General features: G+C 62.4%; 19 protein-coding genes. 9 read left to right on the plus strand and 10 right to left on the minus strand.

The annotated features are described in order from the left end of the window. Window positions 1–336 precede the first annotated feature (336 nt). Together rapA and rluA are read left to right on the plus strand one after the other, a co-directional pair. Complete coding sequence (gene rapA, locus BN1133_RS09395; RefSeq protein WP_050666286.1) at window positions 337–3,204, plus strand: RNA polymerase-associated protein RapA; 2,868 nt, start codon at window positions 337–339, stop codon at window positions 3,202–3,204. Window positions 3,205–3,221: 17 nt separating this feature from the next. Next, window positions 3,222–3,881, plus strand: a complete 660-nt coding sequence (rluA, locus tag BN1133_RS09400; protein WP_050666287.1) for a bifunctional tRNA pseudouridine(32) synthase/23S rRNA pseudouridine(746) synthase RluA — start codon at window positions 3,222–3,224, stop codon at window positions 3,879–3,881. Window positions 3,882–3,933: 52 nt separating this feature from the next. Here the strand turns inward: rluA and BN1133_RS09405 are convergent, their stop codons facing one another. The 3 genes from BN1133_RS09405 to BN1133_RS09415 form a co-directional block, all read right to left on the minus strand. Further along, complete coding sequence (locus BN1133_RS09405; RefSeq protein ID WP_050666288.1) at window positions 3,934–4,119, minus strand: hypothetical protein; 186 nt, start codon at window positions 4,117–4,119, stop codon at window positions 3,934–3,936. A gap of 140 nt (window positions 4,120–4,259) precedes the next feature. Continuing rightward, window positions 4,260–5,897, minus strand: coding sequence for a chaperonin GroEL (gene groL, locus BN1133_RS09410; RefSeq protein WP_050666289.1), 1,638 nt, complete (start codon window positions 5,895–5,897; stop codon window positions 4,260–4,262). 39 nt (window positions 5,898–5,936) lie between these two features. Further along, a complete protein-coding gene (locus tag BN1133_RS09415; protein WP_050666290.1) occupies window positions 5,937–6,230 on the minus strand; it encodes a co-chaperone GroES in 294 nt (97 codons plus the stop codon). A 243-nt stretch (window positions 6,231–6,473) separates the two neighbouring features. Here BN1133_RS09415 and BN1133_RS09420 point away from each other — a divergent pair, with 243 nt between their 5' ends. Beyond that, window positions 6,474–7,769, plus strand: a complete 1,296-nt coding sequence (locus BN1133_RS09420) for an MATE family efflux transporter (protein WP_263434413.1) — start codon at window positions 6,474–6,476, stop codon at window positions 7,767–7,769. Window positions 7,770–7,816: 47 nt separating this feature from the next. Here BN1133_RS09420 and BN1133_RS09425 read toward each other — a convergent pair whose 3' ends face one another. After that, window positions 7,817–8,254 (minus strand): FxsA family protein, encoded by a 438-nt coding sequence (locus BN1133_RS09425; protein ID WP_050666292.1) that lies wholly within the window; start codon window positions 8,252–8,254, stop codon window positions 7,817–7,819. 349 nt (window positions 8,255–8,603) lie between these two features. On the opposite strand from BN1133_RS09425, the gene aspA reads away from it, so the two are divergent. From aspA to BN1133_RS09440, 3 genes are all read left to right on the plus strand, one after another. Further along, window positions 8,604–10,043: an aspartate ammonia-lyase gene (gene aspA / locus BN1133_RS09430; RefSeq protein ID WP_050666293.1), complete on the plus strand. Its 1,440-nt coding sequence runs from the start codon at window positions 8,604–8,606 to the stop codon at window positions 10,041–10,043. A gap of 135 nt (window positions 10,044–10,178) precedes the next feature. Then, on the plus strand, window positions 10,179–11,498 hold the full coding sequence (locus BN1133_RS09435) for an anaerobic C4-dicarboxylate transporter (RefSeq protein WP_050666294.1): 1,320 nt from the start codon (window positions 10,179–10,181) through the stop codon (window positions 11,496–11,498). A 237-nt stretch (window positions 11,499–11,735) separates the two neighbouring features. After that, the gene (locus BN1133_RS09440) at window positions 11,736–12,821 is read left to right on the plus strand and encodes a porin (RefSeq protein ID WP_050666295.1); all 1,086 of its coding nucleotides are present in this window, start codon (window positions 11,736–11,738) and stop codon (window positions 12,819–12,821) included. A 79-nt stretch (window positions 12,822–12,900) separates the two neighbouring features. Here BN1133_RS09440 and mdtH read toward each other — a convergent pair whose 3' ends face one another. Beyond that, complete coding sequence (gene mdtH, locus BN1133_RS09445; RefSeq protein ID WP_050666296.1) at window positions 12,901–14,097, minus strand: multidrug efflux MFS transporter MdtH; 1,197 nt, start codon at window positions 14,095–14,097, stop codon at window positions 12,901–12,903. 92 nt (window positions 14,098–14,189) lie between these two features. Here mdtH and BN1133_RS09450 point away from each other — a divergent pair, with 92 nt between their 5' ends. Continuing rightward, the gene (locus BN1133_RS09450) at window positions 14,190–15,110 is read left to right on the plus strand and encodes a LysR family transcriptional regulator (protein WP_050666297.1); all 921 of its coding nucleotides are present in this window, start codon (window positions 14,190–14,192) and stop codon (window positions 15,108–15,110) included. 19 nt (window positions 15,111–15,129) lie between these two features. On the opposite strand, the gene BN1133_RS09455 is transcribed toward BN1133_RS09450, so the two are convergent. Together BN1133_RS09455 and BN1133_RS09460 are read right to left on the minus strand one after the other, a co-directional pair. Continuing rightward, on the minus strand, window positions 15,130–16,857 hold the full coding sequence (locus BN1133_RS09455) for a PKD domain-containing protein (RefSeq protein ID WP_050666298.1): 1,728 nt from the start codon (window positions 16,855–16,857) through the stop codon (window positions 15,130–15,132). Window positions 16,858–16,930: 73 nt separating this feature from the next. Then, complete coding sequence (locus BN1133_RS09460) at window positions 16,931–18,697, minus strand: M4 family metallopeptidase (protein ID WP_050666299.1); 1,767 nt, start codon at window positions 18,695–18,697, stop codon at window positions 16,931–16,933. Between the two features lie 321 nt (window positions 18,698–19,018). Here BN1133_RS09460 and BN1133_RS09465 point away from each other — a divergent pair, with 321 nt between their 5' ends. Both BN1133_RS09465 and BN1133_RS09470 read left to right on the plus strand, forming a co-directional pair. Then, on the plus strand, window positions 19,019–19,573 hold the full coding sequence (locus tag BN1133_RS09465; protein WP_050666300.1) for a GNAT family N-acetyltransferase: 555 nt from the start codon (window positions 19,019–19,021) through the stop codon (window positions 19,571–19,573). After that, entirely contained in the window at window positions 19,573–20,127 is a 555-nt protein-coding gene (locus tag BN1133_RS09470; RefSeq protein WP_050666316.1) for a GNAT family N-acetyltransferase, read from the plus strand. The genes BN1133_RS09465 and BN1133_RS09470 overlap by 1 nt, the downstream gene beginning before the upstream one ends. A gap of 57 nt (window positions 20,128–20,184) precedes the next feature. On the opposite strand, the gene putA is transcribed toward BN1133_RS09470, so the two are convergent. The 3 genes from putA to BN1133_RS09485 all read right to left on the minus strand — a co-directional run bounded on the left by putA (window position 20,185) and on the right by BN1133_RS09485 (window position 25,053). Continuing rightward, window positions 20,185–23,349 (minus strand): bifunctional proline dehydrogenase/L-glutamate gamma-semialdehyde dehydrogenase PutA, encoded by a 3,165-nt coding sequence (gene putA / locus BN1133_RS09475; protein ID WP_050666301.1) that lies wholly within the window; start codon window positions 23,347–23,349, stop codon window positions 20,185–20,187. Between the two features lie 264 nt (window positions 23,350–23,613). Continuing rightward, entirely contained in the window at window positions 23,614–24,213 is a 600-nt protein-coding gene (locus BN1133_RS09480; protein ID WP_050666302.1) for a TIGR04211 family SH3 domain-containing protein, read from the minus strand. 93 nt (window positions 24,214–24,306) lie between these two features. Beyond that, a complete protein-coding gene (locus BN1133_RS09485) occupies window positions 24,307–25,053 on the minus strand; it encodes a potassium channel family protein (protein ID WP_050666303.1) in 747 nt (248 codons plus the stop codon). Window positions 25,054–25,084 lie beyond the last annotated feature (31 nt).

Below are 25,084 nucleotides of genomic sequence, written 5' to 3' on the forward strand. Positions count from 1 at the left end.
TGGCATTCTACGCTTCCCGCCTTGTGAGTCAAGCCTTATTTTACAAGGCTTTTTCACCCATCGACCGGCTCGCTGCTGTGGCGGCGTTGCCCTGTCGATGGAGGCGCATTATAGGGAGTTTGCGCGCCGTGACAACAGAGATTTTGAGAAAAATCACATCTTTTAGCTCGTTCGAACAACAAACAGACAAAAAGGCGAAAATAGTCCCATTTTCACCCCTCTTGCGACCTCTTCTACCTTTTACAGGCTGAGCGCTTCTTGATGGATGATCCGCTTTTGGCCTTCGGGTAACATAGCGCCCCTTTACGACACACCTCTCGGGCTTTGGAGAATTTGATGCCTTTTGCACTTGGCCAACGTTGGATTAGCGATACAGAGACGGATCTCGGTTTGGGGACGGTCGTAGCCGTCGAGGGTCGCATGATAACCCTGCTGTTCCCCGCCACCGGTGAAAACCGTATGTATGCCAAGGAAGATGCTCCGGTGACCCGGGTCCGCTTCAACGAAGGCGATCAGGTGACCAGCCACGAAGAGTGGGTCATGACGGTCGAGCAGGTGCAGGAGAAAGAAGGCCTGCTTATATATATAGGCACTCGCAACGACACCGAGGAGCCCGTCGCGCTCAAAGAGGTGTTTCTCAGCAACTTCATCAAGTTCAACAAGCCGCAAGATCGCCTGTTTGCCGGTCAGATCGAACGCATGTCCCGTTTTACCCTGCGCTACGAATCTCTGATCAACCAGCATCAGCGCCGCCTCAACCCGACCCGCGGCCTGGCCGGGGGACGTGTCAGCCTGATCCCGCACCAGCTCTATATTGCCCACGAGGTGGGCCATCGCCACGCACCGCGCGTGCTGCTCGCCGACGAGGTGGGTTTGGGCAAGACCATCGAAGCGGGCATGATCATTCATCAGCAGTTGCTCTCTGGCCGCGCCAAGCGGGTGCTGATCCTGTTGCCCGAGAACCTGCAGCACCAGTGGCTGGTCGAGATGATGCGCCGCTTTAACCTCTTCTTCTCCCTGTTTGATGAGGAGCGCTGCGTCGAGGCCTTTGCCGAGGCCGAGAACCCCTTCGAAACCGAGCAATTGGTGCTGTGCAGCATCGACTTCCTGCGCAAGAAGCGTCGCCGCTTCGAGCAGATCCTGGAGGCTGAGTGGGATCTGCTGGTCGTGGACGAGGCCCACCACCTGGAGTGGAGCGCCGAGGCGCCGAGCCGCGCCTACGAGATGGTCGAGGCCCTGGCCGAGCAAATACCGGGTGTGCTGCTGCTCACCGCGACTCCGGATCAGCTGGGTCACGAGAGCCACTTCGCCCGCCTGCGCCTGCTCGACCCGGAGCGCTTCTTCGACTATGACGCCTTCCTCGCCGAGGAACAGGAGTACGGCGCCATCGCCGTTGCCGCCCAGGCCCTGCTCGACGGCGCCGAGCTCGACACCAGCGCTCGCACTCTGTTAGCCGAACAGCTTGAGGGGGTCGATCTCGGCGATGCCGCCAGCCGCAAGCAGGCGGTAGAGAAGCTGCTCGATCGCCACGGCACCGGCCGCGTGCTGTTCCGAAACAGTCGCGCCAACATTCAGGGCTTCCCGGAACGCCACCTCAACGTCTATCCCATGGCCCTGCCGGATCAATACAAGACCGCCATCAAGGTGATGGGCATGATGGGGGGCAACGGTGGTGATCTCCAGGTCCGCGCCCTGCGCTACCTCTATCCGGAGAAAATCTTCCAGCAGTTCGAAGGCGACAGCACCACCTGGACCCAGTTTGATCCGCGAATCGACTGGCTGCTGGAGCTGCTGCTCTCGGCCCGCCAGCAGAAGGTACTGGTGATCTGCTCCGAGGCGGCCACCGCCATCGCCCTGGAAGAGGCTGTGCGCACCCGCGAAGGGATCCGTGCCGCCGTGTTCCACGAGGGCATGTCCCTCATCGAGCGTGACAAGTCTGCCGCCTACTTCGCCCAGAGCGAGGGAGGGGCCCAGGTGCTGCTCTGCTCCGAGATCGGCTCCGAGGGGCGTAACTTCCAGTTTGCCAGCCATCTGGTGCTGTTCGATCTGCCGCTCAACCCGGATCTGCTGGAGCAGCGCATCGGCCGTCTCGACCGGATTGGTCAGCGCAACACGGTGGAGATCCACGTCCCCTATCTGGAAGGCACCTCCCAGCACGCCCTGCTGCGCTGGTACCACGCCGGTCTCGATGCCTTCGAGCAGACCTGTCCGACCGCCCGCCCTGTGTTTGAGGCGGTACGCGAGGAGCTGTTCACCCTGCTGGCGGCCAACGACAACGGCGAAGAGGCCCTCGATGCCCTGCTCGAGCGCACCCGCGCTATCCACGAGCCACTCAAGGCCAAGCTGGAATCCGGCCGCGATCGCCTGCTCGAGATCCACTCCAGCGGGGGTGACAAGGCACACGCCCTGGTCGAGCAACTGGCTGCCGAAGACGACGACACCGCCATGGTGGCGTTCGCCCTCAAGATGTTCGACGAGATCGGTATCAACCAGGATGACCGCGGCGAGAATGCCCTGGTGCTGACCCCAGGTGATCATATGCTGGTGCCCAGCTTCCCGGGCCTGCCCCAGGATGGCATGACGGTCACCTTCGACCGGGAGACCGCCCTGTCGCGTGATGACATGGCGTTTGTCTCCTGGGATCACCCCATGCTGCGCGGCGGCATCGATCTTATCCTCGGCTCCGAGATCGGCTCCACCTCGGTGGCCCTGCTGAAGAACAAGGCACTGCCTATCGGCTCGACCCTGCTCGAGCTGGTGTTCGTGGCCGAGTCTGCCAGCCATCCCCAGCTCTACCGCTTCATGCCGCCGACCCCGATCCGCCTGCTGCTCGACAAGAACGGCAATAACCTGGGTGAAAAGGTACCCTTCGAGACCTTCAACCGTCAGCTGACCCCGGTCAACCGCCATCTGGGCAGCAAGCTGGTCACCACTTCCCAACCGTTGATCCACGGCCTCATCGGCAAGGGGCAGGAGCTGGCCGAGCCGCTCAAGGCGCAGATCGTCGCCGACGCCCGCGCCCGCATGGTCGCCACGTTGCAACAAGAGCTGGCCCGCCTGAGCGAGCTCAAGGCAGTCAACCCCAACGTGCGCGACAGCGAGCTGGCCTATCTGCAGCAGTTGGAGGCAGAATTGCTCCACCTGATTGACCAGACCCAGCTCAAGCTGGACGCCATCCGCTTCATCGTGGTCACCCACCAGTAACAGACAGAGCGAGAGAGATGATCGACTACAACCCGCCCAAGGAGCCCTGGCTCGAGATCCTGCATCAGGATCGCGACATCATGGTGGTCAACAAGCCCACCGGCCTGCTCAGCGTCCCCGGCCGTGGCGCCGACTACGAAGACAGCGTGCTGTGGCGCGTGCAGCAGGAGGGGTTCCCGCGGGCGGCGGCGGCCCATCGTCTCGACATGGCGACCAGTGGTGTCATCGTGGTGCCCCTCACCCCCAACGCCCATCGGGAACTGAGCCGTCAGTTTCGCGAGCGAGAGACCGACAAGCACTACCTGGCCTGGGTCTGGGGTGAGATGAAAGAGGAGAGCGGTCAGGTCGACCTGCCCCTGTGCGTCGACTGGCCGAACCGCCCCAAACAGAAAGTGGACTTCGAGGAGGGACGCCATGCCCTCACCCTGTGGCAGACCCTGAAGGTGGAGCACGGTAACACGCTGGTGAAACTGACCCCCATCACGGGACGCTCGCACCAGCTGCGGGTCCACATGCTGGAGCTGGGTCACCCCATTCTGGGTGACAACCTCTACGCCCACCCTGAGGCCCTGGCGGCTGCACCGCACCTCTACCTGCATGCGGCGCGCCTGGAGATAAGTCACCCGCGCAGCGGCGAGCGTATCGCCTTCGAGGCGCCGGCTCCCTTCCCGCTCTGAATCGCGTCCATAAAAAAGCCTCGGCATCTGCCGAGGCTTTTGTTTTGTAGCATCAGACACGAATGTCGATGTTGCTGCCCAGCGTGCCACCCGCCGATTGGGGGGCGGGGGCCGACTGGGTGGCCGTCTGCAGCAGCTCAAGTGCTGCCTGACCCTGCTGTTCCTGCTGCTTCTTGGCGAGGCTGGCAGTCAACAGCTCACGGCTCTGTGCGACGGCAGTGGATCCGGAAATTTCCATGGTTTACCTCCTGTCCAACACCATTATCGGCCCGCCCGGGCAAAACATGACCTATTTTTCGGCGCTATCGCCGTAAAGTGCTATTCCTGTCGCAAAAAGAAAGGGCCCTCACGGGGCCCTTCATCAGCAGATGGGGAGGCTTACATCATGCCGCCCATGCCACCCATACCGCCCATGTCCGGCATGGCCGGAGCGTCTTTCTTCGGCAGCTCGGTCACCATGCACTCTGTGGTGATCATCAGGCCGGCGATGGACGCGGCGAATTGCAGGGCGGAGCGGGTTACCTTGGTCGGATCCAGGATACCCATCTCCAGCATGTCGCCGTACTGCTCGGAGTAGGCGTTGTAACCGAAGTTACCTTCACCGGCCTTGACGTTGTTGGCGACCACAGAGGCCTCCTCACCGGCGTTGGTGACGATCTGGCGCAGGGGGGATTCCATGGCGCGCAGGGCAACCTTGATACCCACGTTCTGATCTTCGTTGTCGCCACGCAGGTCAACCAGCTTGGCAGCCACACGGATCAGGGCGACACCACCACCGGCAACCACACCTTCCTCAACGGCGGCGCGGGTCGCGTGCAGGGCATCTTCCACACGGGCTTTCTTCTCTTTCATTTCAACTTCGGTGGCAGCACCGACCTTGATCACGGCAACACCGCCGGCCAGCTTGGCCACGCGCTCTTGCAGCTTCTCACGGTCGTAATCGGAAGAGGTCTCTTCGATCTGCTGGCGGATCTGGGCAACGCGGGCTTCGATCGCGGCGGCTTCACCCACGCCATCGATGATGGTGGTGTTTTCCTTGGTGATGACGATGCGCTTGGCACGGCCCAGGTCTTCCAGGGCAGCCTTCTCCAGCTCCATACCCACTTCTTCGGAGATGACGGTACCACCGGTCAGGATGGCGATATCCTGCAGCATGGCCTTGCGACGATCACCGAAGCCCGGAGCCTTGACGGCAGCGACCTTGACGATACCACGCATGGTGTTGACCACCAGGGTCGCCAGGGCTTCGCCTTCCACGTCTTCGGCGACGATCACCAGCGGCTTGCCAGACTTGGCCACACCTTCCAGCACCGGCAGCATTTCGCGGATGTTGGAAACCTTCTTGTCGACCAGCAGGATGAAGGGGTCGTCCAGCTCGACGGCACCGGCTTCCGGCTTGTTGATGAAGTAGGGGGAGAGGTAACCACGGTCGAACTGCATACCCTCGACCACAGCCAGCTCGTCTTCCAGGCCCTGGCCGTCTTCGACTGTGATGACGCCGTCACGGCCCACCTTGTCCATCGCCTCGGCAATCAGCTTGCCCACCTTCTCGTCGGAGTTGGCGGAGATGGTGCCAACCTGGGCGATGGCGTTGTTGTCGGCACACGGGGTGGACAGGGCTTGCAGCTCGGTGACGGCGGCGGCAACGGCCTTGTCGATACCGCGCTTCAGATCCATCGGGTTCATGCCGGCGGCAACGGCCTTCAGGCCTTCGTTGACGATGGACTGGGCCAGTACGGTCGCGGTGGTGGTACCGTCACCGGCGGCGTCGTTGGCCTTGGAAGCAACTTCCTTGACCATCTGGGCACCCATGTTCATGAACTTGTCTTCCAGCTCGATCTCGCGAGCGACGGAGACGCCGTCCTTGGTGATGGTCGGGGCACCGAAGGACTTGTCCAGCACCACGTTACGGCCCTTCGGACCCAGGGTCACCTTGACCGCATCGGCCAGGATGTTGACCCCTTCCAGCATTTTTACGCGAGCGTCGTTACCAAATTTAACGTCTTTAGCAGCCATCTTGTTCAATCCTTATCAATGAAACGGGTTAGGGTGAGATTACTCTTCGACGATTGCCAGGATGTCGGTCTCGGAGAGGATCAGCACCTCCTGACCATCCAGCTTCTCGGTCTTCACACCGTAGCCTTCGTTAAAGATCACCTTGTCACCAGCCTTGACGGCCAGCGGCTTCACTTCGCCGTTATCCAGGATTCGACCAGTGCCCACGGCCAGAACCTCGCCACGAGTGGACTTCTGGGCCGCAGTACCAGTCAGCACGATGCCGCCAGCAGACTTGGCTTCGGCTTCGATGCGCTTGATGATGACACGGTCATGCAGTGGACGAATTTTCATCGATAACTCTCCCAAAATGAGTTTTCTCTTGTTTCGTTAACATGGCCATACCTGGCCAAAGCGTTGATATTCCCAGATGTGGGGGCTCAAGCCCTACCTTCAAGGGGCGATACAAAAAAAATTTTTTTCACGTACTATTGAGCCCTCTTTATCGAACCGCCCCGGCGGCCGCCAGCCAACAGAGACGTCGTGCATACCCCCAATCCGCTTCACCATGCCCCCATCCCTGCCCTGCTGGCCCGCATGACGGGCCCCATGATCGTCGGCATAGTGGCGATCCTGGCCTTCAACCTGATCGATACCTTCTTTATCGGTCTGCTGGGCACGGAGGCGCTGGCAGCGGTCAGTTTCACCTTTCCGGTCACCTTCGTCGTCACCTCCCTCATCATGGGATTGGGGGCCGGGCTCTCCGCCGTACTGGGTCATACCCTGGGCCAGGGGCGTCACGACGAAGCCGCCCACTTCACCACCGATGCCCTGCTGCTGACACTCTTGATGGTGAGCAGCCTGTCGCTGCTGGGCGCCGCCACCATAGATCCCCTGTTCCGTCTGCTGGGAGCCAGTGACCGGTTGATCGCCCTGATCCACGACTACATGGTGATCTGGTACCTGACGGTGCCCCTGCTGGCACTGCCCATGGTGGGCAATGCCGCCACCCGGGCCACCGGCGATACCAAGACTCCCAGCCTGGTGATGGCGGTGGCGGGGCTGGTCAACGGCCTGCTCGATCCCTTGCTCATCTTCGGCTGGGGCCCGGTACCGGCACTCGGCATCAAGGGGGCGGCCATCGCCACCTCTCTCTCCTGGCTGATGGCCATGCTGGTGAGCCTGCGCATCCTCTACCGGCGCGATCGTCTGCTGCTGCTCACCCTCTCCCCCTGGCCAGCGCTCAAGAGGCACTGGCAAGCCGTCCTCCATGTGGCCCTGCCGGCCGCCTTTACCAACATGCTCAACCCGCTAGCCAACGCCCTGCTGATGATGATCTTCGCCGGACTCGGTACCGAGGTGGTGGCCGCCTATGGGGCCGCATCACGGGTCGAGGCCCTGCTGCTCATCGTCATGATGGCGCTCTCCTCGGTGTTGGCCCCCTTCGTGTCGCAAAACACCGGGGCAGGCAACCCGCAGCGAGCTCATGCGGCCCTGATGCTGGCGATGCGCTTCGCCCTGCTGTTCCAGCTCCTTATCTACGCCATCATCTGGCTGCTGGCTCCCTGGGTGGCCACCCTCTTTAGCACCCACCCCGTCGTCGTGGAGACCATGACCCGCTACCTGCATCTGATCCCCCTCGGCTATGGCTGCCAGGCGCTGGTGATGCTGCTCGCCTCGGCCCTCAACGGCGTCAGGGCATCGACCATAGCCCTGCTCTTTAACGGCCTGCGTCTGTTCGGACTGCTCTTGCCCCTGGCCTGGCTGGGATCACGCCAGGGGGTCGAGGGCATCTTCCTCGGCATCCTGCTGGCCAACCTGGTCGCCGGAACACTTGCCTACCTGTTTGGCGCCCGCCGCTTCGCATCGCTCTGCCACCGCAAGACTCCCTGAAACGAAGCAGGGGGCCCCACGGCCCCCTGCTTCATTTCGTTATTCACTCAATCCTTACGCTCGTACTCACCCTCTATGGTGCGACCGTCCCCGGGGGGAGTCCCGGCACCTCCGTCGAAGGGCCCCTTGACCACGAAGCGACCCGAGCCCATCAGCTTGTCGGCAATCCGGTTGCGCAGCGCCGGCTGCAACAGCAGCACGGCCACTATGTCGGTGATAAAACCGGGGATGATGAGCAACAGACCCGCCAACGCCAGCATCATGCCACTCATCATCTCGCGACCGGGCAGCTCGCCCAGCTGCATCTTGTGCTGGGCCTCCATCAGGGTGCGTAGTCCCTGGCTGCGCACCAGCGAGGTCCCCACCATGGCCGTCACAACGACCAGAGCCACCGTGGGCAGGGCACCGATGACGGAGCCAACCTGGATGAGCACCGTCATCTCCAAGAGAGCCAGTCCTACCAGCCCGAAAAACAGTTTACCCATGATGACCTCTGTCGATTGTGAGTCGTATCCGATCCAAGTGGGGGGAGGATAACCGATTTTCAAGTCATTCCCCTCCCCCGGCAACAGGTGGCACAGGGGGGGGAATCGTTTAGATAACAGGGTCATTAAGCCAAATAGCAGTTGTTTATTTTTTTTTGAACTTTAAATTTAGTGATCTGCGTCTGATTTGGGCTACCCACAATGAGATAATATTATTGTCAGTTTTCAGGGCATCGCCCTGCGCCCCTACACGATGTGCAACGCTTCAGGATGACAATTGCAATTGCGCATGGAACTCGCATCGCATTGTGAGGAATGTTCAATCTGTTTTGATTTCTGAGGCAACACAATGAGTGACAACAAGAACGTCCGCATTGAAGAAGACCTGCTGGGCACCAAAGAAGTTTCCAACGACGTTTACTACGGTGTGCACACCCTGCGCGCCATCGAGAACTTCAAGATCAGCTCTCAGAAAATTTCCGATGTTCCCGCCTTCGTGCGCGGCATGGTGCTGACCAAGAAGGCCGCCGCTCTGGCCAACGGCGAGCTGGGCACCATTCGTCCCGAGATCGCCGACAAGATCGTCGAAGCCTGCGACGTCATGCTCAGCACCGGCAAGTGCTTCGATCAGTTCCCGATCGATGTCTTCCAGGGGGGTGCCGGTACCTCCGTCAACATGAACACCAACGAAGTGCTGGCCAACATCGCCCTCGAGCTGATGGGCCTTGAGAAGGGTCGTTACGACGTCATCAACCCCAACGATCACGTCAACAAGTGCCAATCCACCAACGATGCCTACCCGACCGGTTTCCGCGTCGCCGTGGTCGACAGCACCGACACTACCCTGGATGCCCTGGAACACCTGATCGCCGCCTTCGATGCCAAGGCCAGCGAGTTCAAGCACATCCTGAAGATGGGCCGTACCCAGCTGCAGGACGCCGTCCCCATGACCCTGGGCCAGGAGTTCCACGCCTTCGCCGTTACCCTGCGCGAAGAGATCAAGACCATCAAGCGCTGCCAGGAGCTGCTGCTGGAAGTGAACCTGGGCGCCACCGCCATCGGTACCGGCCTCAACACTCCCCCCGAGTACTCCCAACTGGCCATTCAGCGTCTGGCCGAGATCACCGGTCGCGCCTATGTGCCGGCAGAAGACCTCATCGAAGCAACCTCCGACTGCGGCGCCTATGTGATGCTGCACGGTGCGGTCAAGCGTCTGGCCATGAAGCTCTCCAAGATCTGTAACGATCTGCGTCTGCTCTCCTCCGGCCCGCGTACTGCACTCAAAGAGATCAACCTGCCGGAGATGCAGGCTGGCTCCTCCATCATGCCGGCCAAGGTCAACCCGGTCATTCCGGAAGTGGTGAACCAGTCTTGCTTCAAGGTATTCGGTAACGACGTCACCATTACCTTCGCCGCCGAGGCGGGTCAGCTGCAGCTGAACGTGATGGAGCCGGTGATCGCCCAGGCGATGTTCGAATCCCTGAGCCTGATGGAGAAGGCCTGTATCTCCCTGCGCGAGAAGTGCGTGGAAGGGATCACCGCCAACCCGGAGATCTGCCGTAACCACGTGCTCAACTCCATCGGTATCGTCACCTACCTCAACCCCTTCATCGGTCACCACGAAGGGGATATCGTCGGCAAGATCTGCGCCCAGACCGGCAAGAACGTCCGGGAAGTGGTGCTGGAGCGCGGCCTGCTGACCGCCGAGCAGCTCGACGAGATCCTCTCCATCGAAAACCTGATGAACCCGCAGTACAAGGCCAAGCGCTTTACTCGCGAACAGGCATAAACAGGCACAAGCCGGTTATGGGGTGGGTTCGCCCACCCCATAGAGCCCCTTCCCGAGCGATCTGCGGCCAGATGACTCGGGAATTGGCTTTTTCAAGCACACAGCGTCACCAAAAACTAAAAAATGGAGTTAACCATGATTGGCATTGAGTTACTGGTAGTGCTCGCCGCTATCTATCTGGGGGCCCGGATAGGCAGCATTGGGATCGGCTTCGCCGGTGGTCTGGGTGTCTTGGTCCTGACCTGGGGTCTGGGCATGCAGATCCCGGGTGATCAACTGGTCGCGTTTATCCCCTGGGACGTGATCATGATCATCGCCTCGGTGATCTGCGCCATCGCCTGTATGCAACTGGCCGGCGGCATGGATTACCTGGTCTATCTGGCCGAGAAGGCCCTGCGCAAGAATCCCAAGTACATCACCTTCGCCGCTCCGGTCGTCACCTATCTGATGACCATGCTGGCCGGCACCGGTCACACCGCCTTCTCGACCCTGCCGGTGATCGCCGAGGTGGCCAAGGAGCAAGGTATTCGCCCCTCCCGCCCCCTCTCCATCGCGGTCATCGCCTCCCAGATCGCCATCACCGCCTCGCCAATCTCGGCAGCCGTGGTTGCCTTCTCCGGCATGCTGGAGCCGCTGGGCGTGGGTTACCTGACCCTGTTGGCCATCTGCATCCCCTCCACCTTCCTGGCCTGTATCCTGGGCGCCTTCGTCGCCAACATGCTGGGCAAGCCGCTGGATCAGGACGAAATCTATCTGGAGCGTAAGGCCAAGGGGCTGGTCAAGCTGCGTGGCGCCACCCAGCTGGATATCAAACCCTACGCCAAGATCTCGGTCGGTATCTTCCTGGTGGCCATCGCCGCCGTGATGATCTATGCCACCGCCATCTCCGGTAAGGTGGGTCTCATCACCAACCCGCCGATCCCCCGTGACGGTGCCATCATGGGTATCATGCTGGCTGCCGCCACCATCATGGTGCTGGTGTGCAAGCTGGACGCCAGCCAGATCACCAATATGCCGACCTTCAAGTCCGGTATGTCCGCCTGCATCTGCGTGCTGGGTGTGGCCTGGCTCGGCAACGTCTTCGTGAAGGGCAATATGGAAACCATCCAGCACTTCGCCGGTGACCTGCTGAACCAGTACTCCTGGCTGCTGGCCGTGGTGCTCTTCTTCGCCGCCATGCTGCTCTACTCGCAGGCTGCCACCACCAAGGCCCTGATGCCGGCTGCCCTGGCCCTGGGCGTCAGCCCGGTCGCGGCGATCGCCTCCTTTGCCGCGGTGAGCGCCCTGTTCGTGCTGCCGACCTATCCGACCCTGCTGGCCGCGGTCGAGATGGATGACACCGGCTCGACCCGTATCGGCAAGGCGGTCTTCAACCACCCCTTCTTTATTCCGGGTGTGGCAACCATCGCCATTTCGGTAGCGCTGGGCTTCGTCTTCGGCGGCATGATGCTTTGATGACTATTTGACCTGCTACAGAATAAAAATCGGCCCGCAACAATGCGGGCCATTTTTTTGAGAGCCATATCACAAAATGCATTGAGATTCTCCCGTTAAGTTCCCGTTCAGCGTTATTAATCGCCGCTGCTTTAAGCTCCAGTCAAGGTTTGGCGGTATATCGTCCTCGTATCGGAAACACCGATCACCCGGACCGAGCACAGGTCTGTTGAGTGTTGATATCAGAGGATTCAAACAATGAAATACACTGCACTGAAGATCGCCATCTCCAGCCTGCTGCTGGCCGGTACCGCCCAGGCTGCCACTGTCTACAACCAGGATGACACCAAGCTCGAGATTGGTGGTCGCGCCCAGGGCATGTACTACGGCACCGACGACAACGGATCCGAAGGTGATCAGAGCTACTTCCGTGTGAACATGCGCGGTGAGACCAAGATCGCTCCCGAGATGAAGGCCTTCGGCTTCGCCGAGTACAACCTGCCGACCTCCGGCTCCGACAACGACGAGCTGCGTTACGCCTACGCAGGTATCAAGCACGATCGCTTCGGTGCCTTCAGCTACGGTCGTCAGGACGGTCTGTTCCGCATCGTTAACGACTACACCGACGTGCTGCCCGAGTGGGGCGGTGATGGTCTGGGCAAGGGCACCGAAGTATTCGGCACCGGTCGTACCAACGGCCTGGCCCAGTACCTCTACACCTACAACGGCCTGACCCTGGGTGCCCAGTTCACCGGTAACAACGATCCGCAGAACGCCGATCGCTCCGACTTCAAGGTTCTGGGTCAAAGCATCTGGAACAAGAAAGGCTCCAAAGAAGGCTTTGCCGTCGCCGCCTCCTATGACTTCGACATGGGTCTGGGCCTGTCTGCTGCCTACAACCAGGCAGGCAAGACCGACGAGCAGGCTCGTTACGCCGCCTTCGGTGGTGATTCCGACGCCAAGCTGACCGGTGTTGGTATCAAGTACGCCGCCAACAACCTCTACCTGGCCGCGACCTATGCCCACGGCGAGAACCACCTGTTCGTGAACGGCGGCTACGCCGAGAAACACGACGGTTACGAAGCCGTTGCCCAGTACACCATCGGCAAGTTCAAGCCCTCCCTGGCTTACCTGCGCACCGACGTGAAGGATGACGCTCACGGTATCGACGATACCTACACCGAGTACGTCTCCATCGGTGCCTGGTACAACTTCACCGAGAACTTCAACGCCTACGTTGATTACAAGATCAACCTGCTGGATGACGGTGCCGTTTCCGGTACCAGCAAGCTGGGTCAGAACACCGACGACGTGGTCGCCGTGGCCCTGCAGTACAACTTCTAAGTTGTATCCGCTGCGAAAGCAGCACCATGCCTACTGTTTTCTTTTTTGCCGGTCCCTCGTGGACCGGCTTTTTATTGCCTCAGGCCAGCGCCCTGGTGCGCAGCTCGGGACGACGGGCAAAACAGCGCGCCAGCAACAACAGGGTAATGGCACCGATGGAGCCGAGGACCAACCAGGGCAAGGCAGGTTCGCCCAGCGCCATGGCGTGATCATAGAGGGCCCCGCCCCCCACATAACCACTCATCCCCCCCAGCGCCAGTCCAAGACGGCTGAACCCCATATAGCTGCCCCGGGCGGCCGGATTGGCCAGCCGGGTCATCAGCGTCTCCCGCGCCGGTTCGGCGATGATGATGCCCAGATAGAAGCAGCCGAGGAGCAGGAAGACGCCGGCCAGGGTATCGACGAAGGCCACCAGCCCGATGCCCGCCGTCATCAGCAGCACACCGGCCATCAACCGGGTCTCCAGCCGGTAACGCCGCTCGCCGAGGCGCGCCAGGGGGTAAAGCAACAGCAGGGAGAGGGCGCTCTCCAGGCTGTACATCCAACCGACGGCGGCCGTGGTACCCGCCAGCTGCTTCACCAGAATGGGGAAGATCAGCATCATCTGCACCCACATCATGTAGTAGCCACTGAGTACCAGCACCAGGCGACAGAAGGCGCGATCCGCCAGCACCTGGCCGAGCCCCGCCCGGATCGGCGTCGGCTTGACCGATAGGCGGTAGGCGGGCAGCAGGAGGGCATTGCACAGGGCCGCCAGCAGGAAGAGACCCCCTCCCAGCAGGCAGACATAGGTAAAGTCGAAACGCAGCAACCAGCTGCCAAGCAGGGCTCCCAACACGGCGCCGGCGCTCTCGAGCATCATCAGCAGTGAGATGAAACGCCCGCGCTGGCGCGGCCGGGTGAACTTGATCACCAGGGCGGCGCGCGGCGGGTCGAACAGACACCCGCCCAATCCGGAGAGAAAGCAGGAGCAGATCAGCATGGTCCCGCTCTCGGCCCAGGCCAGGGAGAAGAAACCGGCGGCCCGCAGCAACATGCCGCCCACGATGAGGGGACGGGCCCCGAAGCGATCGGCCAGGGAGCCCCCGAAGATGCCGAGCCCCTGCTGGGTCAGCTGACGCAGTCCCAAGGCCAGCCCCACCAGACCGGCAGCCCATCCCAGCTGATCCACGAAACGCAGGCTGATCATGGGCATGACCACAAAAAAGCCCAGGATCACCAGCGTGGTATCGAGCGCCAGAAACCAGCGCCCCCAATATCTTGCCCTGTCGACCATGACACCCTCTCACTCAATGACAACGTCATTGTGTGACGGCATCAGATATAGTGGTAGACGACAACTGGCTATATTTCATATCAGGATTTTTTATGTCACTGGATTTGGACGATCTGCAGTTATTGCTGGATGTGGCGGAGCTCGGCAGCTTCAGTCAGGCCGCCGCCATTCGCGGCTGGTCACAGCCTCTGGTCAGTCAACGCATCGCCCTGCTGGAGCAGACCCTGGGTGGATCCCTGTTCCAGCGCCACCGGCGTGGCGTCACTCCGACTCCGGCCTGCGAACAGTTTTTGCCTGCCGCCCGGGACGCCCTCGCCACCCTGGCAGAGGGCCGTCTGGCCATGCAGGGGGCACCGGCCCTGCCCAGGATCCGGCTTGCCTGCCTCCCTTCTCTCACCTCTGTCGTCTTCAGCCCCTTGCTGATGGCACTGGTGGACGGGGAGTTCGAGATCCGCTGCAACACGGATCACTCCGGCGTCATCATGCAGGAGCTGCTGACCGGAGAGTGTGATATCGGCTTCGTACTCAAGTGTCCGACCGTCGCCGGCCTGCAGATGGAGCTGCTCTGCCGCTCCCCCATCATTGCCATTGCATCGCCATTGCACCCCCTGGCCGGCCAACAGGGGCTCACCCTGCATGACATCGCCAACGAGCGTATCGCCCCCCAGCAGTGGGGGCCGGGTTGTGATGTTTTCATTCAGCAACTGCGTCGTCTGCGGCAACCCAGCAAGTCACTGCACGCCATCCAGCCGGCCGGAGCGGCCCGGGAGCTGGCCCTTGAGCACGGCTTCATTACCCTGATGCCGGCCCTGGCGGTGGCGCGAGATCTGGAGTTGGGCCGGCTGATCCGGCTGGATGTGGAGGATCTGCCCCAGGATCACTGGGAAGTGATGATGGCCTGGCGAAGTGGAAAGCGCCCCAACGCGGCCAAGGAGACGGTCTTGAATGCGGCCAGAGCGCTGGCTATTCGATGGGGAGGATCAGAACAGGGCGCGGTATCCCCCGCGCCCTGACCGGGCATTGGCAGACCCGCTAACGGGCGTCCAGGGTCACGCCGTCGTAGGCGAGGAAGGCGTGGATGCCGATATACAGGGTCTCCCCCGGCGTCACGTCGAGCAGGCAGCGCTCCGTGTTGCCGCTCTGATAGGGGCGACACTCGTACTCTGTGGTGGTCGGCTCGGCTCCGCGCCGCACGTAGAGATCCGCGTCACCCGCCCCGCCCGACAGGCTGATCTGGACCTTGCCCACCCCGGCCGGTGCCAGATAGCGGTACTGGCGCCACTCGCCGCGCTGCGCCGACAGCCCTGTGTAGGGGAAGCCCTGGCCGTCCACAACCCGGACCTCCTGCTCGACCCTGGCGCTCAGCCCATCGTCGTCCGTCACCGTCAGGCCGACCCGGTACAGACCGGCGGCCGCGAAGGCGTGATCGAGCCGGACCCCGCGCCCCTGCTGACCGTCCCCGAAGTCCCAGTCATAGGCCACCAGGCGGCCGTCCGGATCCCGTGACGCCGCGCCGTCGAGCCGGCAAGTAAGCCCCTGGCAATCGACCGTGAAGGCGGCCTGGGGCGGCTCGCCCGCCGGCGCATCGTCGCCGCTCGGGATCTGGTCGTCGAAGTAACCGGCGACCTGGGGCCAGATCTTGTCGATGCGCACCCCCTGGTTCTCGCAGCCGCCGAAGTGGTGCAGGGCCAGGACCCGGTTGCTAGCGGCGGCCAACACGGGCGAGCCGGACGAGCCGCCGATCGTGTCGCAGTAGTAGCCCGTGTCCGAATCGGTCGCGCGGCCGTTGGTGACCGCCACATCGATCTGGCACAGGCCACCGCTGTTTTGATCGCTCTCTATGGCCAGCTCCTTGGGATTGCCGGCTCCGTGCTGGGGTATATAGATGAGTTCGCCCAGGCTGGGGGGACGCACCTCCAGCCCCAGGTGGCCGAACCCGGCTATCTGGGCGAAGTCGTTGACGGTGAACAGGCTGTAGTCCAGGGCGTAATCCGTCTTCAGCAGCTCGGCCCCGGTCACCTTGACGGTTCCGGCGTACTCGCTGCCGTTGCAGCTGGTCTTGTGGTAGTTGAACCAGACCTCGGTCGAACGCACCTCGGTGTCGCTCGCCAGGCAGTGGTTATTGGTGAACAGGCGGTTCGTCGCGCCGACCCGCCAGCCGGTGCACAGGCTGCGTCCGCCGATCAGCAGGCGCACCACGGGCCGCGCCCGGTCGACCTCAGTAGGATGGCTCCCCTGCCAGCAGGCCACGTCGCGCCGCTCATTGATGCCGCAGGTCGACTCGGGATCCACCGCGGCCGCCAGGCGCGCGGGATCCCCGGCCATGTAGCCGTCGATCTCGACCCCGTGCTCGGCCCCCCACAGACTGCCGGCCGGCAGTACCAACCGCACCCGGGCCGCCTCCCCCGAGATGGAGATGGCCGAGAAGCGCGTCACCCCGTCGTCGCCGTCGTCCAGGGTGCGGCGGGACGCCGCCGTCCCGTCGTAGCGATAGGCCTCGCGGCCGTCCGGGGAGACCACTTCCACGTAGGCACCGGCCGGCAAGGCCAGGCGCGCGAAATGCACCTTGATGAAGGCCGCGCCCGGGCGGCGGATCGCCAGCTCGCGGCTCCCCTGGGCCAAGCCGGGGGACGGTGCCAGGCTCAGGGCCTGGTCGACCCGGATCCCTATGCGGGGAGGGGTCTGGTCGGCGGCCCGGCTGGGGGCGGCGAAGAACAGGGTGGTGACAATACCAAGTGCGATCAAGAACTTGCTCTTCATGGGCTGTCCTCTCTTGCCTGGAGTGGCCGGCAGGTCAAAAAGAAAGCGCCGGCTCTAGGCCGGCGCTCGTAGGTCAGTAACTACCCTTCAGGGTCACCCCCGAGAAGGCGCTGTACCCCTTAACCTGCACATACCAGGTGCCCGCCTTGGGCGCATTCATGGTACAGGTCTCGGTATTGCCTCCCTTGTAGGGACGGCAGTCATAGCTGGTGCTGGTCGGAGCCGCGCCAAACTTGACATAGAGGTCTGCATCACCGCTGCCACCGCTCATGGCGAAGACCAGCTTGCTGACCCCGGCCGGCACCGTCATGGTGTAGTTGAGCTGGGCGCCCTTGGCACCGGAGAGACCGCTCACCGCGACCCCGTTCTGCAGCTCGTTGCCGCTGGGCGGCGTGGTGCCACAGCTGGCATTGACCCCGACCGCCTGGAAGGCGGCGGCCACATCGGTCAGACTGTAACCCAGATCGGTGGCAGCCTTGGTCACGCCACAGGCACCGCTGTCGTAATTGGTGTTGGCCCCCCAGTAGAGGCGGTTGGCCAGCACAAACACCTCGAAGGCCTTGCGGGTACTCCAGCCACTGCTGTTGGCCAGCAGGTAGAAGGCCTTGTTATAGACCCCGGAACTGTAGTGAACGTTGAGGCCGTCGTAGTAGTCGCTGGCGTGGCCGATGGACTTGCCGTCACGGGTCGGGTCCTCGAAGTAGCGCAGGGAGCCATTGCCCTTGAAGATCTGGGCGCCCACCAGCCAGTCATTGCTCCCCTTCATGAAGTTTTCGGCCGCCTCACCCGCCATGTCGGAGAAGGCCTCGTTGATCCCCCCTGACTGACCCGAGTAGACCAACCCGGAGTTCTGCTCGGTGAAACCGTGGCTTACCTCGTGAGCCGCCACATCCAGGCTTACCAGCGGGTAGAAGGTAGTGGCACCGTCCCCGAAGGTCATCTGACTGCCATCCCAGAAGGCATTCTCGTAGTTCTTGCTGTAGTGCACACGCATCTTCAGCTTGAAGCTGAGTGGCGCCGTGTTGTACCAGTCGCGGTACATGTTGAACACCACGTTGCCGAAGTAGTGGGCATCGTTGAGAGGGGAGTAGGCACCGTTGATCTCCTTGACCGTATTCTCCGGGCAGGTGAACTGGTGCACAGTGCCACCCGTGGTGGCGTGGTTCATGTTGATGGTATCGACGTTGGTGCTGCTCATGCGGCAGTTGGCGTCCACCTGAAGCGGGCCGTAATCGCTACCATAGAAATATTTACCGGTCTTGAGGTTACCGCCCGGGCCGGTGGCGTCCTGGTGGTTGATCCCCTCCCAACGCTTGAGCTCGGCCCCGGTCTGGGCATCGATGATGACGAAGGGACGGCTCGGAGTCTCGCTTCCCTCCACCAGATAGGAGACCTGATAGACCAGACGGGCCTGGCCGCTCTCGTCCTGCATCACGAAGAGGCGCACCTTCTCGTTGCGTCCCTGCTGCTGACCGCGGGCCTTCTGGGCCGCGGTGGCCGCATTGAAGGCGGGCTGGGGCGAGGCCACATCCTGATCGATCCCGACCAGTTGCTGCCCCGAGACACGCTCTATGCCGCTGGCCCCCTGCTCGGCCACCAGGGCAGAGCCCCAAACCGGCACCCCTTGCCAGGTCTGTTCGAAGCGCACCCGCTTCTCCCCGTTGGGCAGGATCACGGTGCGCACGGCACGGTAATCGCCACCGCCGACCAGGGCGCTGACGCCCTTGCCATCTGCCGACACCTGCTGCGGCCCTGCAACACGTTCTATGGTCACCAGTTCGGCCGCCAGAGCCGAGCTTCCCCAACAGGCCAGCGCAACGGCCAGATAGATTTTATTCATGTCGATATCCTTGTCGATGAGGTGTCATTCCGGCTCATGCCGGCTCAGACAAGGTAGAGCGCCGATGTGCAGGTGCGTGCCTGTAACAAATTACAGATAAGAAAAGTGAGGTAGCAGAAAATGTGGCTGCACAGAACTTGAACTACAAACAGGCCTTTTTTGCAGCATAAAATCGCAAAACACTCCACAAAAAACATTTACATCAATTAGCCTGTCACATTCTCACTCATTTGGGGCATTGTCATGGCCCAAAGCCCTTGGCGAGGGGCGCACCACTGGATAGAGTGACGGTTCGGGTCGACCCTGCCAAAGGAGGGAAGGATGTTCACCTGGACACTGGATGAGGAGCTCTCCCTGCTCTTTCTGCAACCTGGTATGGCCACGGAGCTGTTTGCCCTGTGCCACGACAACCGGGACTATCTCAGTCAATGGCTCCCGTGGCCGCCGTTTATACAGAAGCCGGAGGATACGTCGCTCTTTATCCGCCGCGCCATCGAGGGCTTCGCCCGTGGCGAGACCATGAGCTGCGCCATCGAGTATCAGGGCGAGTTGGTCGGCATCGTTGCCTATAACCGCCTCGATCATCAGCTGGGGGTGGCGACCATCGGCTACTGGCTGGCCGAGCGCTGGCAGGGCAACGGCATCATCACCCGGGCCTGTCAGGCGCTGATCCACCACGCCTTCGACGAGCTGGGGATGGAGAAGGTCGAGATCCGGGCCGCCGTCGACAACACCGCCAGCCGGGCCGTGTGCGAGCGCCTCGGCTTCACCCTGGAGGGCGTCTTGCGTCGGGCCGAGAAGTTGCCCCACGGCATCGTCGATCACGCCTGCTACGGGCTGCTGCGCAGCGAATGGCGCCACGAGCGGGGGGCATGATGAACAGCATGCCCCACCTGACCACGGCACGTGCCCACCTCACCCTGCTGACGCCGGATCACGCGGATCTCATCCTCGACTACTACCGGCGCAACCGGGATCACCTCGAGCCCTGGGAGCCCAAGCGACCGGACGGCTTCTATACCCTCCCCTACTGGAGCAACCGCCTGCGCGACAGCTATCAACAGTGCTTCAACGGCCAGAGCGTCAATCTGGTCGCCCTGGACCAGCAGGGGCGGATGATAGCCAGCTGCAACTTCACCAACATCATCCACGGCGCCTTCGAGGCATGCCATCTCGGCTACTCCCTCGATAGCAGCCGGCAGGGAGAGGGGCTGATGCAGGAGATACTGAGTGAAGCCCTCTCCTACATGTTCCATCGCCATGGCCTGAACCGGGTCATGGCCTGCTATATCCCGCGCAACGAGCGCAGCGGTCGACTGCTGGAGCGACTCGGCTTCGAGCGCGAGGGGCTGGCCCGGGACTATCTGATGATCAACGGCCACTGGGAGGACCATGTGCTCACCTCATTACGCCGGGCCAACTGGGGCTGACGCGAGTCGATAAAAAAACCGAAGCAGATGCTTCGGTTTTTTCATTACGGAGCCCCGTCAGGCATCGCCCATCGCCAGCAGGGTGGCGTTGCCGCCGACCGCCGTGGTGTTGATGGTGCGGGTCTTCTCGGTCACGAAGCGGTGCAGGTAGTGAGGGCCGCCCGCCTTGGGGCCGGTGCCGGAGAGGCCCTGCCCCCCAAACGGATGGACCCCGACCACGGCGCCGATCTGGTTGCGATTGATGTAGACGTTGCCCACGTTGATACGGCTCGCCAGCGCCTCGGCGTGGGACTCGTTACGGCTGTGGATCCCCAGGGTCAGGCCATAGCCGGTACCGTTGATCTCATTGATCACCTGCTCCAGATCCTTGGCGGCGTAGCGCACCACGTGCAGGATGGGGCCGAACTGCTCACGCTCGAGCTCGCGGATAGCGCGGATCTCCAGCGCCGTCGGCTGCACAAAGTAGCCCTCCAGGGTCGCCTTGGGCATGGGGGCCTGGGCGATCAGACGGCTCTTCGGAATCATCCGGGCCAGGTGCAGATCCAGTCCCGCCTTGGCCTCGGCGTCGATGACCGGCCCTACGTCGGTGTTGTGCTCGGCCGGGTTGCCGACTTTGAGCTCCTGCAGGGCACCGGTGAGGATCTCCAGCACCCGGTCGGCGATCTCCTCTTGCAGGAACAGCACCCGCAGGGCGGAGCAGCGCTGGCCGGCGCTCTGGAAGGCGGCGCTCACCACGTCGCGCACCACCTGCTCGGGCAGGGCGGTAGAGTCGACGATCATGGCGTTCTGGCCGCCGGTCTCGGCGATCAGCGGCAGGATGGCGCCATCGCGGTTGGCCAGGGTCTGGTTGATGAGTCTGGCGGTCTCGGTGGAGCCGGTGAAGCAGACGCCGCCGATGCGGCGATCCGCGGTCAGGCGGGCACCGACGCTGGCGCCATCGCCCGGCAGCAGGTGCAACACGTCACCCGGGATGCCGGCCTGGTGGGCCAGGGTCACCGCCAGGTGGGCGACCAGGCCGGTCTGCTCGGCCGGCTTGGCGACGACCGTGTTGCCGGTGGCGAGCGCCGCCGCAACCTGGCCCAGGAAGATGGCCAGCGGGAAATTCCACGGGCTGATGCAGACGAACACGCCGCGCCCTTGCAAGAACAGCTCGTTCTGCTCACCCGTGTAACCCGGCAGCAAAGTGGCCTTGCTCATCATGGCCCGGGCCTGCTGGGCGTAGTAGCGGCAGAAATCCACCGCCTCGCGCACCTCGTCGATGCCATCTTGCAGCAGCTTGCCCGCCTCGCGGGTGCAAAGCGAAATGAACTGCTCGCGGTTCGCCTCCAGCAGATCCGCCAGCTTCTCCAGCGCCGCGGCGCGCTCGGCGACCGGGGTCTCGCGCCAGCGCGGGAAGGCGGCGTGAGCCGAGGCCAGGGCCTGCTCCACGGCGGCGCCATCGGCCCAGCGGATCTTGCCCACCACCTGACTGATGTCCTGCGGGCTCAGCACGGTCTGCAGCTCACCCGTCACCAGCGTCTCGCCGTTGACGATGGGGCCGGCCTGCCACTGCTTGCTCTCCAGCTCCTTGAGCCTGGCGAAGAAGGGGCGCTGGATGGAGACGATGTTCATGTTGACGCCGCTCGAGTTCTTGCGATCGCTAAACAGGTTCACCGGCTGCGGGATGCGGTCATTGGCCAGGGTCGGGTAGCGCTTGAGGGTGCGCAGCGGGTGCTCGGCCAGGCTGTCGGCCGGGGTGTTGGGGTCCACCAGCTTGTGCACGAAGGAGGTGTTGGCGCCGTTTTCCAGCAGGCGGCGCACCAGGTAGGGCAGCAGATCCTTGTGGGCACCGACCGGGGCATAGATGCGGCAGGCCAGCCCCGGATTCTCTTTGAGCACCGTGTGGTAGAGCTCGTCCCCCATGCCGTGCAGGCGCTGGAACTCGAACTGGCGATCGCCGGCCATCTCGAGAATGGTCACGACCGTGTGGGCGTTGTGGGTGGCAAACTGGGGCGAGATGGCACCAAGCGTCTCCTCGCTCAGCAGGTAGCGGGCGCAGGCGAGGTAAGAGACATCGGTCCCCGCCTTGCGGGTAAAGAGCGGGTAACCGGGCAGGCCGGCCTGCTGGGCATACTTGAGCTCGCTGTCCCAGTAGGCCCCCTTGACCAGACGCACCGGGATGAGATCCCCCTGTTCGCGGGCCAGGGCGGTGAGCCAGCACAAAACCGGCAGGGCGCGCTTGGAGTAGGCCTGCACCACCATGCCGAGCTTGCCCCAGCCGCGGTTGGCCTCAGAGCGATAGAGCTGCTCGAACAAGTCCAGCGACAGCTCGAGACGGTCCATCTCCTCGGCGTCGATGCTGATGGCCACATCCCGCTCCCGGGCCAGGCGCACCAGACCGATGAGACGCTCGCACATCTCGCCGAGCACCCGCTCGCGGTTGGCCACGTCATAGCGCGGATGCAGGGCGGAGAGCTTGATGGAGATGGAAGGCGCCGGACCGCCGTCACTGATGCGCTCGCCACCCACCGCCTCGATGGCGTTGCGATAATCGGCCAGGTACTTGTCGGCGTCCTGCATGGTCAGGGCCGATTCTCCCAGCATGTCATAGGTGTGGGTGAAGCCCTGCTCACGCTGCTTGCGGCTGGCCTTGAGGGCCTCTTTCATGTCGCGGCCCAGCACGAACTGCTTGCCCATGATCTTCATGGCGGCGTACATGGCCGAGCGCACCATGGGCTCACCCAGCTTGTTGACCATGCGCCCCAGCAGGTTGGCCGGGTTGCCGTCGAGCTTCTTGTCGAGCTTGATGATCTTGCCGGTCAGCATCAGGCCCCAGGTCGAGGCGTTGACCAGGGTGGAGTCACTCTTGCGAAAGTGAGCCGCCCAGTTGGCGCCGGAGAGCTTGTCCTTGATCAGGGCATCGGCGGTGTCGGCATCGGGGATGCGCAGCAGCGCCTCGGCCAGGCACATCAGTATGATCCCCTCCTGGGTATCCAGGCTGTACTCCTGCAAGAAGGCGTCGATGCCATCGCCGGCACCGTTCTCCTGACGCACCTTGCTCACCAGGGCGCGGGCGCGGCTGGTAATGCGCTCGAGGGCGGCACCGTCGCTCGGCAGCATGGCCGACAGCTCGGTCAGGTAGGCATTCTCGTCCACTACATAATTCTGGGTAATGGCCTCGCGCAGGGCGGCGAGATCGGTGGGGCGATAGTCGGGGGCAAGCACTTGGGTCGCTTTGAACATAGATGGGGTCTTCCTGTACACCCTGGGGGCTCAATGGGATGGCGCATGGCGCCGCAACGCCGGTAATGTATACAATTACGCCCCACCAATGAAATGAAATTGTTGCCAGTTTATTAAGCGCGCCGCATCTTTTCGGCAATAAGGGCTCATAAAGGCCACATCAAGGGGAGCTCAGCCACTTTACCCGACAAAAATTGCATACAATTTCTCTTGCCCCAAAAGAGAGGGGGATGCCTTGGCATCCCCCTCTCTGCGTCAACCCGCTCAGTTCATCCAGCGGTCGCCACGGCGACGCCGTGGCAACATGGGCAGCAAGAGCCCCGCCAGGAGGCCGGCCCCCACCATCAGACCGCCACGAATGAACCAATCCATCTGCATGTCGTGCTCGCGGTTGTCATAGCTCTGATTGAGGGCGTCGTTCTGCTCTTTCAGGCTGGCCATCTGAGCATCCCGCTGCTTGAGCTGACTCTGCAGTTCGGTGATCTGCTGCTTCTGCTGCGCGATGGCCCCATCTTTCTGCGCAAACAGCCGCTCGTTATCGCCGTTGAGGTTTTGCAGGCGCCCCTTGAGCTCATCGAGCTGCTGCTGCTGCTGCGCCACCTGCTGACGGAAACTCGGCCCGCTTTGCAGATCATCCCCTTTCACCCAGCCGCTGCGCCCCTTGCCATCGGTGATCTGCACGAAGCCACCCTCGCTGGGACCGGCGAGCTCAAGCTGCTCACCCGCCTTGACGCTGCCGAGGATGCGGTACTGGGTACCCGGTCCGCCGTGGATAAAGGTATAGATGTTGTCGGATACGTAACGGGTCTCGGCCATGGACTGGCTGGCGGCGAGAGCAAGCAGGATCCCGATCAGGGCACGCATGGATGTCGATGTCTCTGTATTGGTTGAAAAACAGCTTGGATGGTAAGCCGCCATCACCTCAAACCACAAGCAGAACCGCAACGGAGTGTGAAGCTAGCCCCGACGCAGGCTCTCCTTGATCTGCCGAAGCTCTTGCAGCAGTTGGTCCTGCTGCCGGGTCAGGTGACGCACCTGCTGCTGCAGGGCCTGAGTCTCCTTGTCCGTAGATTTGAGAAAGAGGCTGGCCATGAAACCGCTCATGGCACTGAACAGGCCCACCCCGAAGATGATCACCAGGCTGGCCACGAAGCGCCCCTCGTCGGTGTGAGGCACTATATCCCCGTATCCTATGGTGGAGAGGGTCACCAGGGCCCACCAGAAGGCGTCATAGGCATTGTTGATCTGGCTACCCGGCGTCCCCCCCTCGACCCAGAAGATGAGGCCCGCCCCCACCCCGAGCAACACGAAGAAGAGCAGCAGTATGCCGGCCAGGTGCGATTCGCTGCGCTCGCGACGAAAGATGGCCAACAGGTCCGGATTGCGGCGCAGCAGCTGGATCACCCGATAGAGTTGCAGCAGCCGAGCCCAGCGCAGCTGCTCCACCATAGGCAGGCTGCCCGGCAGGTAGATCCAGTTGCTCTTGAGATAGGCGAGGCGCTGATCGCTGCGTGCCAGACCATAGAGGAAGTGAATGATAAAGACGTAACAGAGCAGGCTGTCCACGTCATAGAAGAGGGAGAGCGTCTCGGGCGTAAAATATTCACCGAAGAACCAGCGCAGGCTCACCAGCAACACAGAGACCACAGAGAGCAGGGCCATCAGCAGATCCATGGCTCTCAGGCCGGCAGAGTGATGTCGCATACAAAATCCATCATTGAGCATAAACATTAGT

The organism is Aeromonas schubertii, from assembly GCF_000820105.1.
In the GTDB taxonomy this organism is placed as follows: Bacteria; Pseudomonadota; Gammaproteobacteria; order Enterobacterales; family Aeromonadaceae; genus Aeromonas; species Aeromonas schubertii.

Excerpts from the sequence above, each read along its gene's own strand:
- BN1133_RS09415 (WP_050666290.1), bottom strand. The coding sequence starts at position 6,230 with ATGAAAATTCGTCCACTGCATGACCGTGTCATCATCAAGCGCATCGAA.
- BN1133_RS09485 (WP_050666303.1), bottom strand. The coding sequence starts at position 25,053 with ATGCGACATCACTCTGCCGGCCTGAGAGCCATGGATCTGCTGATGGCC.
- groL (WP_050666289.1), bottom strand. The coding sequence starts at position 5,897 with ATGGCTGCTAAAGACGTTAAATTTGGTAACGACGCTCGCGTAAAAATG.
- aspA (WP_050666293.1), top strand. The coding sequence starts at position 8,604 with ATGAGTGACAACAAGAACGTCCGCATTGAAGAAGACCTGCTGGGCACC.
- BN1133_RS09470 (WP_050666316.1), top strand. The coding sequence starts at position 19,573 with ATGAACAGCATGCCCCACCTGACCACGGCACGTGCCCACCTCACCCTG.
- BN1133_RS09435 (WP_050666294.1), top strand. The coding sequence starts at position 10,179 with ATGATTGGCATTGAGTTACTGGTAGTGCTCGCCGCTATCTATCTGGGG.
- rluA (WP_050666287.1), top strand. The coding sequence starts at position 3,222 with ATGATCGACTACAACCCGCCCAAGGAGCCCTGGCTCGAGATCCTGCAT.
- BN1133_RS09455 (WP_050666298.1), bottom strand. The coding sequence starts at position 16,857 with ATGAAGAGCAAGTTCTTGATCGCACTTGGTATTGTCACCACCCTGTTC.
- BN1133_RS09405 (WP_050666288.1), bottom strand. The coding sequence starts at position 4,119 with ATGGAAATTTCCGGATCCACTGCCGTCGCACAGAGCCGTGAGCTGTTG.
- BN1133_RS09425 (WP_050666292.1), bottom strand. The coding sequence starts at position 8,254 with ATGGGTAAACTGTTTTTCGGGCTGGTAGGACTGGCTCTCTTGGAGATG.
- BN1133_RS09420 (WP_263434413.1), top strand. The coding sequence starts at position 6,474 with ATGACGGGCCCCATGATCGTCGGCATAGTGGCGATCCTGGCCTTCAAC.
- BN1133_RS09450 (WP_050666297.1), top strand. The coding sequence starts at position 14,190 with ATGTCACTGGATTTGGACGATCTGCAGTTATTGCTGGATGTGGCGGAG.
- BN1133_RS09465 (WP_050666300.1), top strand. The coding sequence starts at position 19,019 with ATGTTCACCTGGACACTGGATGAGGAGCTCTCCCTGCTCTTTCTGCAA.
- putA (WP_050666301.1), bottom strand. The coding sequence starts at position 23,349 with ATGTTCAAAGCGACCCAAGTGCTTGCCCCCGACTATCGCCCCACCGAT.
- BN1133_RS09480 (WP_050666302.1), bottom strand. The coding sequence starts at position 24,213 with ATGCGTGCCCTGATCGGGATCCTGCTTGCTCTCGCCGCCAGCCAGTCC.
- mdtH (WP_050666296.1), bottom strand. The coding sequence starts at position 14,097 with ATGGTCGACAGGGCAAGATATTGGGGGCGCTGGTTTCTGGCGCTCGAT.
- BN1133_RS09460 (WP_050666299.1), bottom strand. The coding sequence starts at position 18,697 with ATGAATAAAATCTATCTGGCCGTTGCGCTGGCCTGTTGGGGAAGCTCG.
- BN1133_RS09440 (WP_050666295.1), top strand. The coding sequence starts at position 11,736 with ATGAAATACACTGCACTGAAGATCGCCATCTCCAGCCTGCTGCTGGCC.
- rapA (WP_050666286.1), top strand. The coding sequence starts at position 337 with ATGCCTTTTGCACTTGGCCAACGTTGGATTAGCGATACAGAGACGGAT.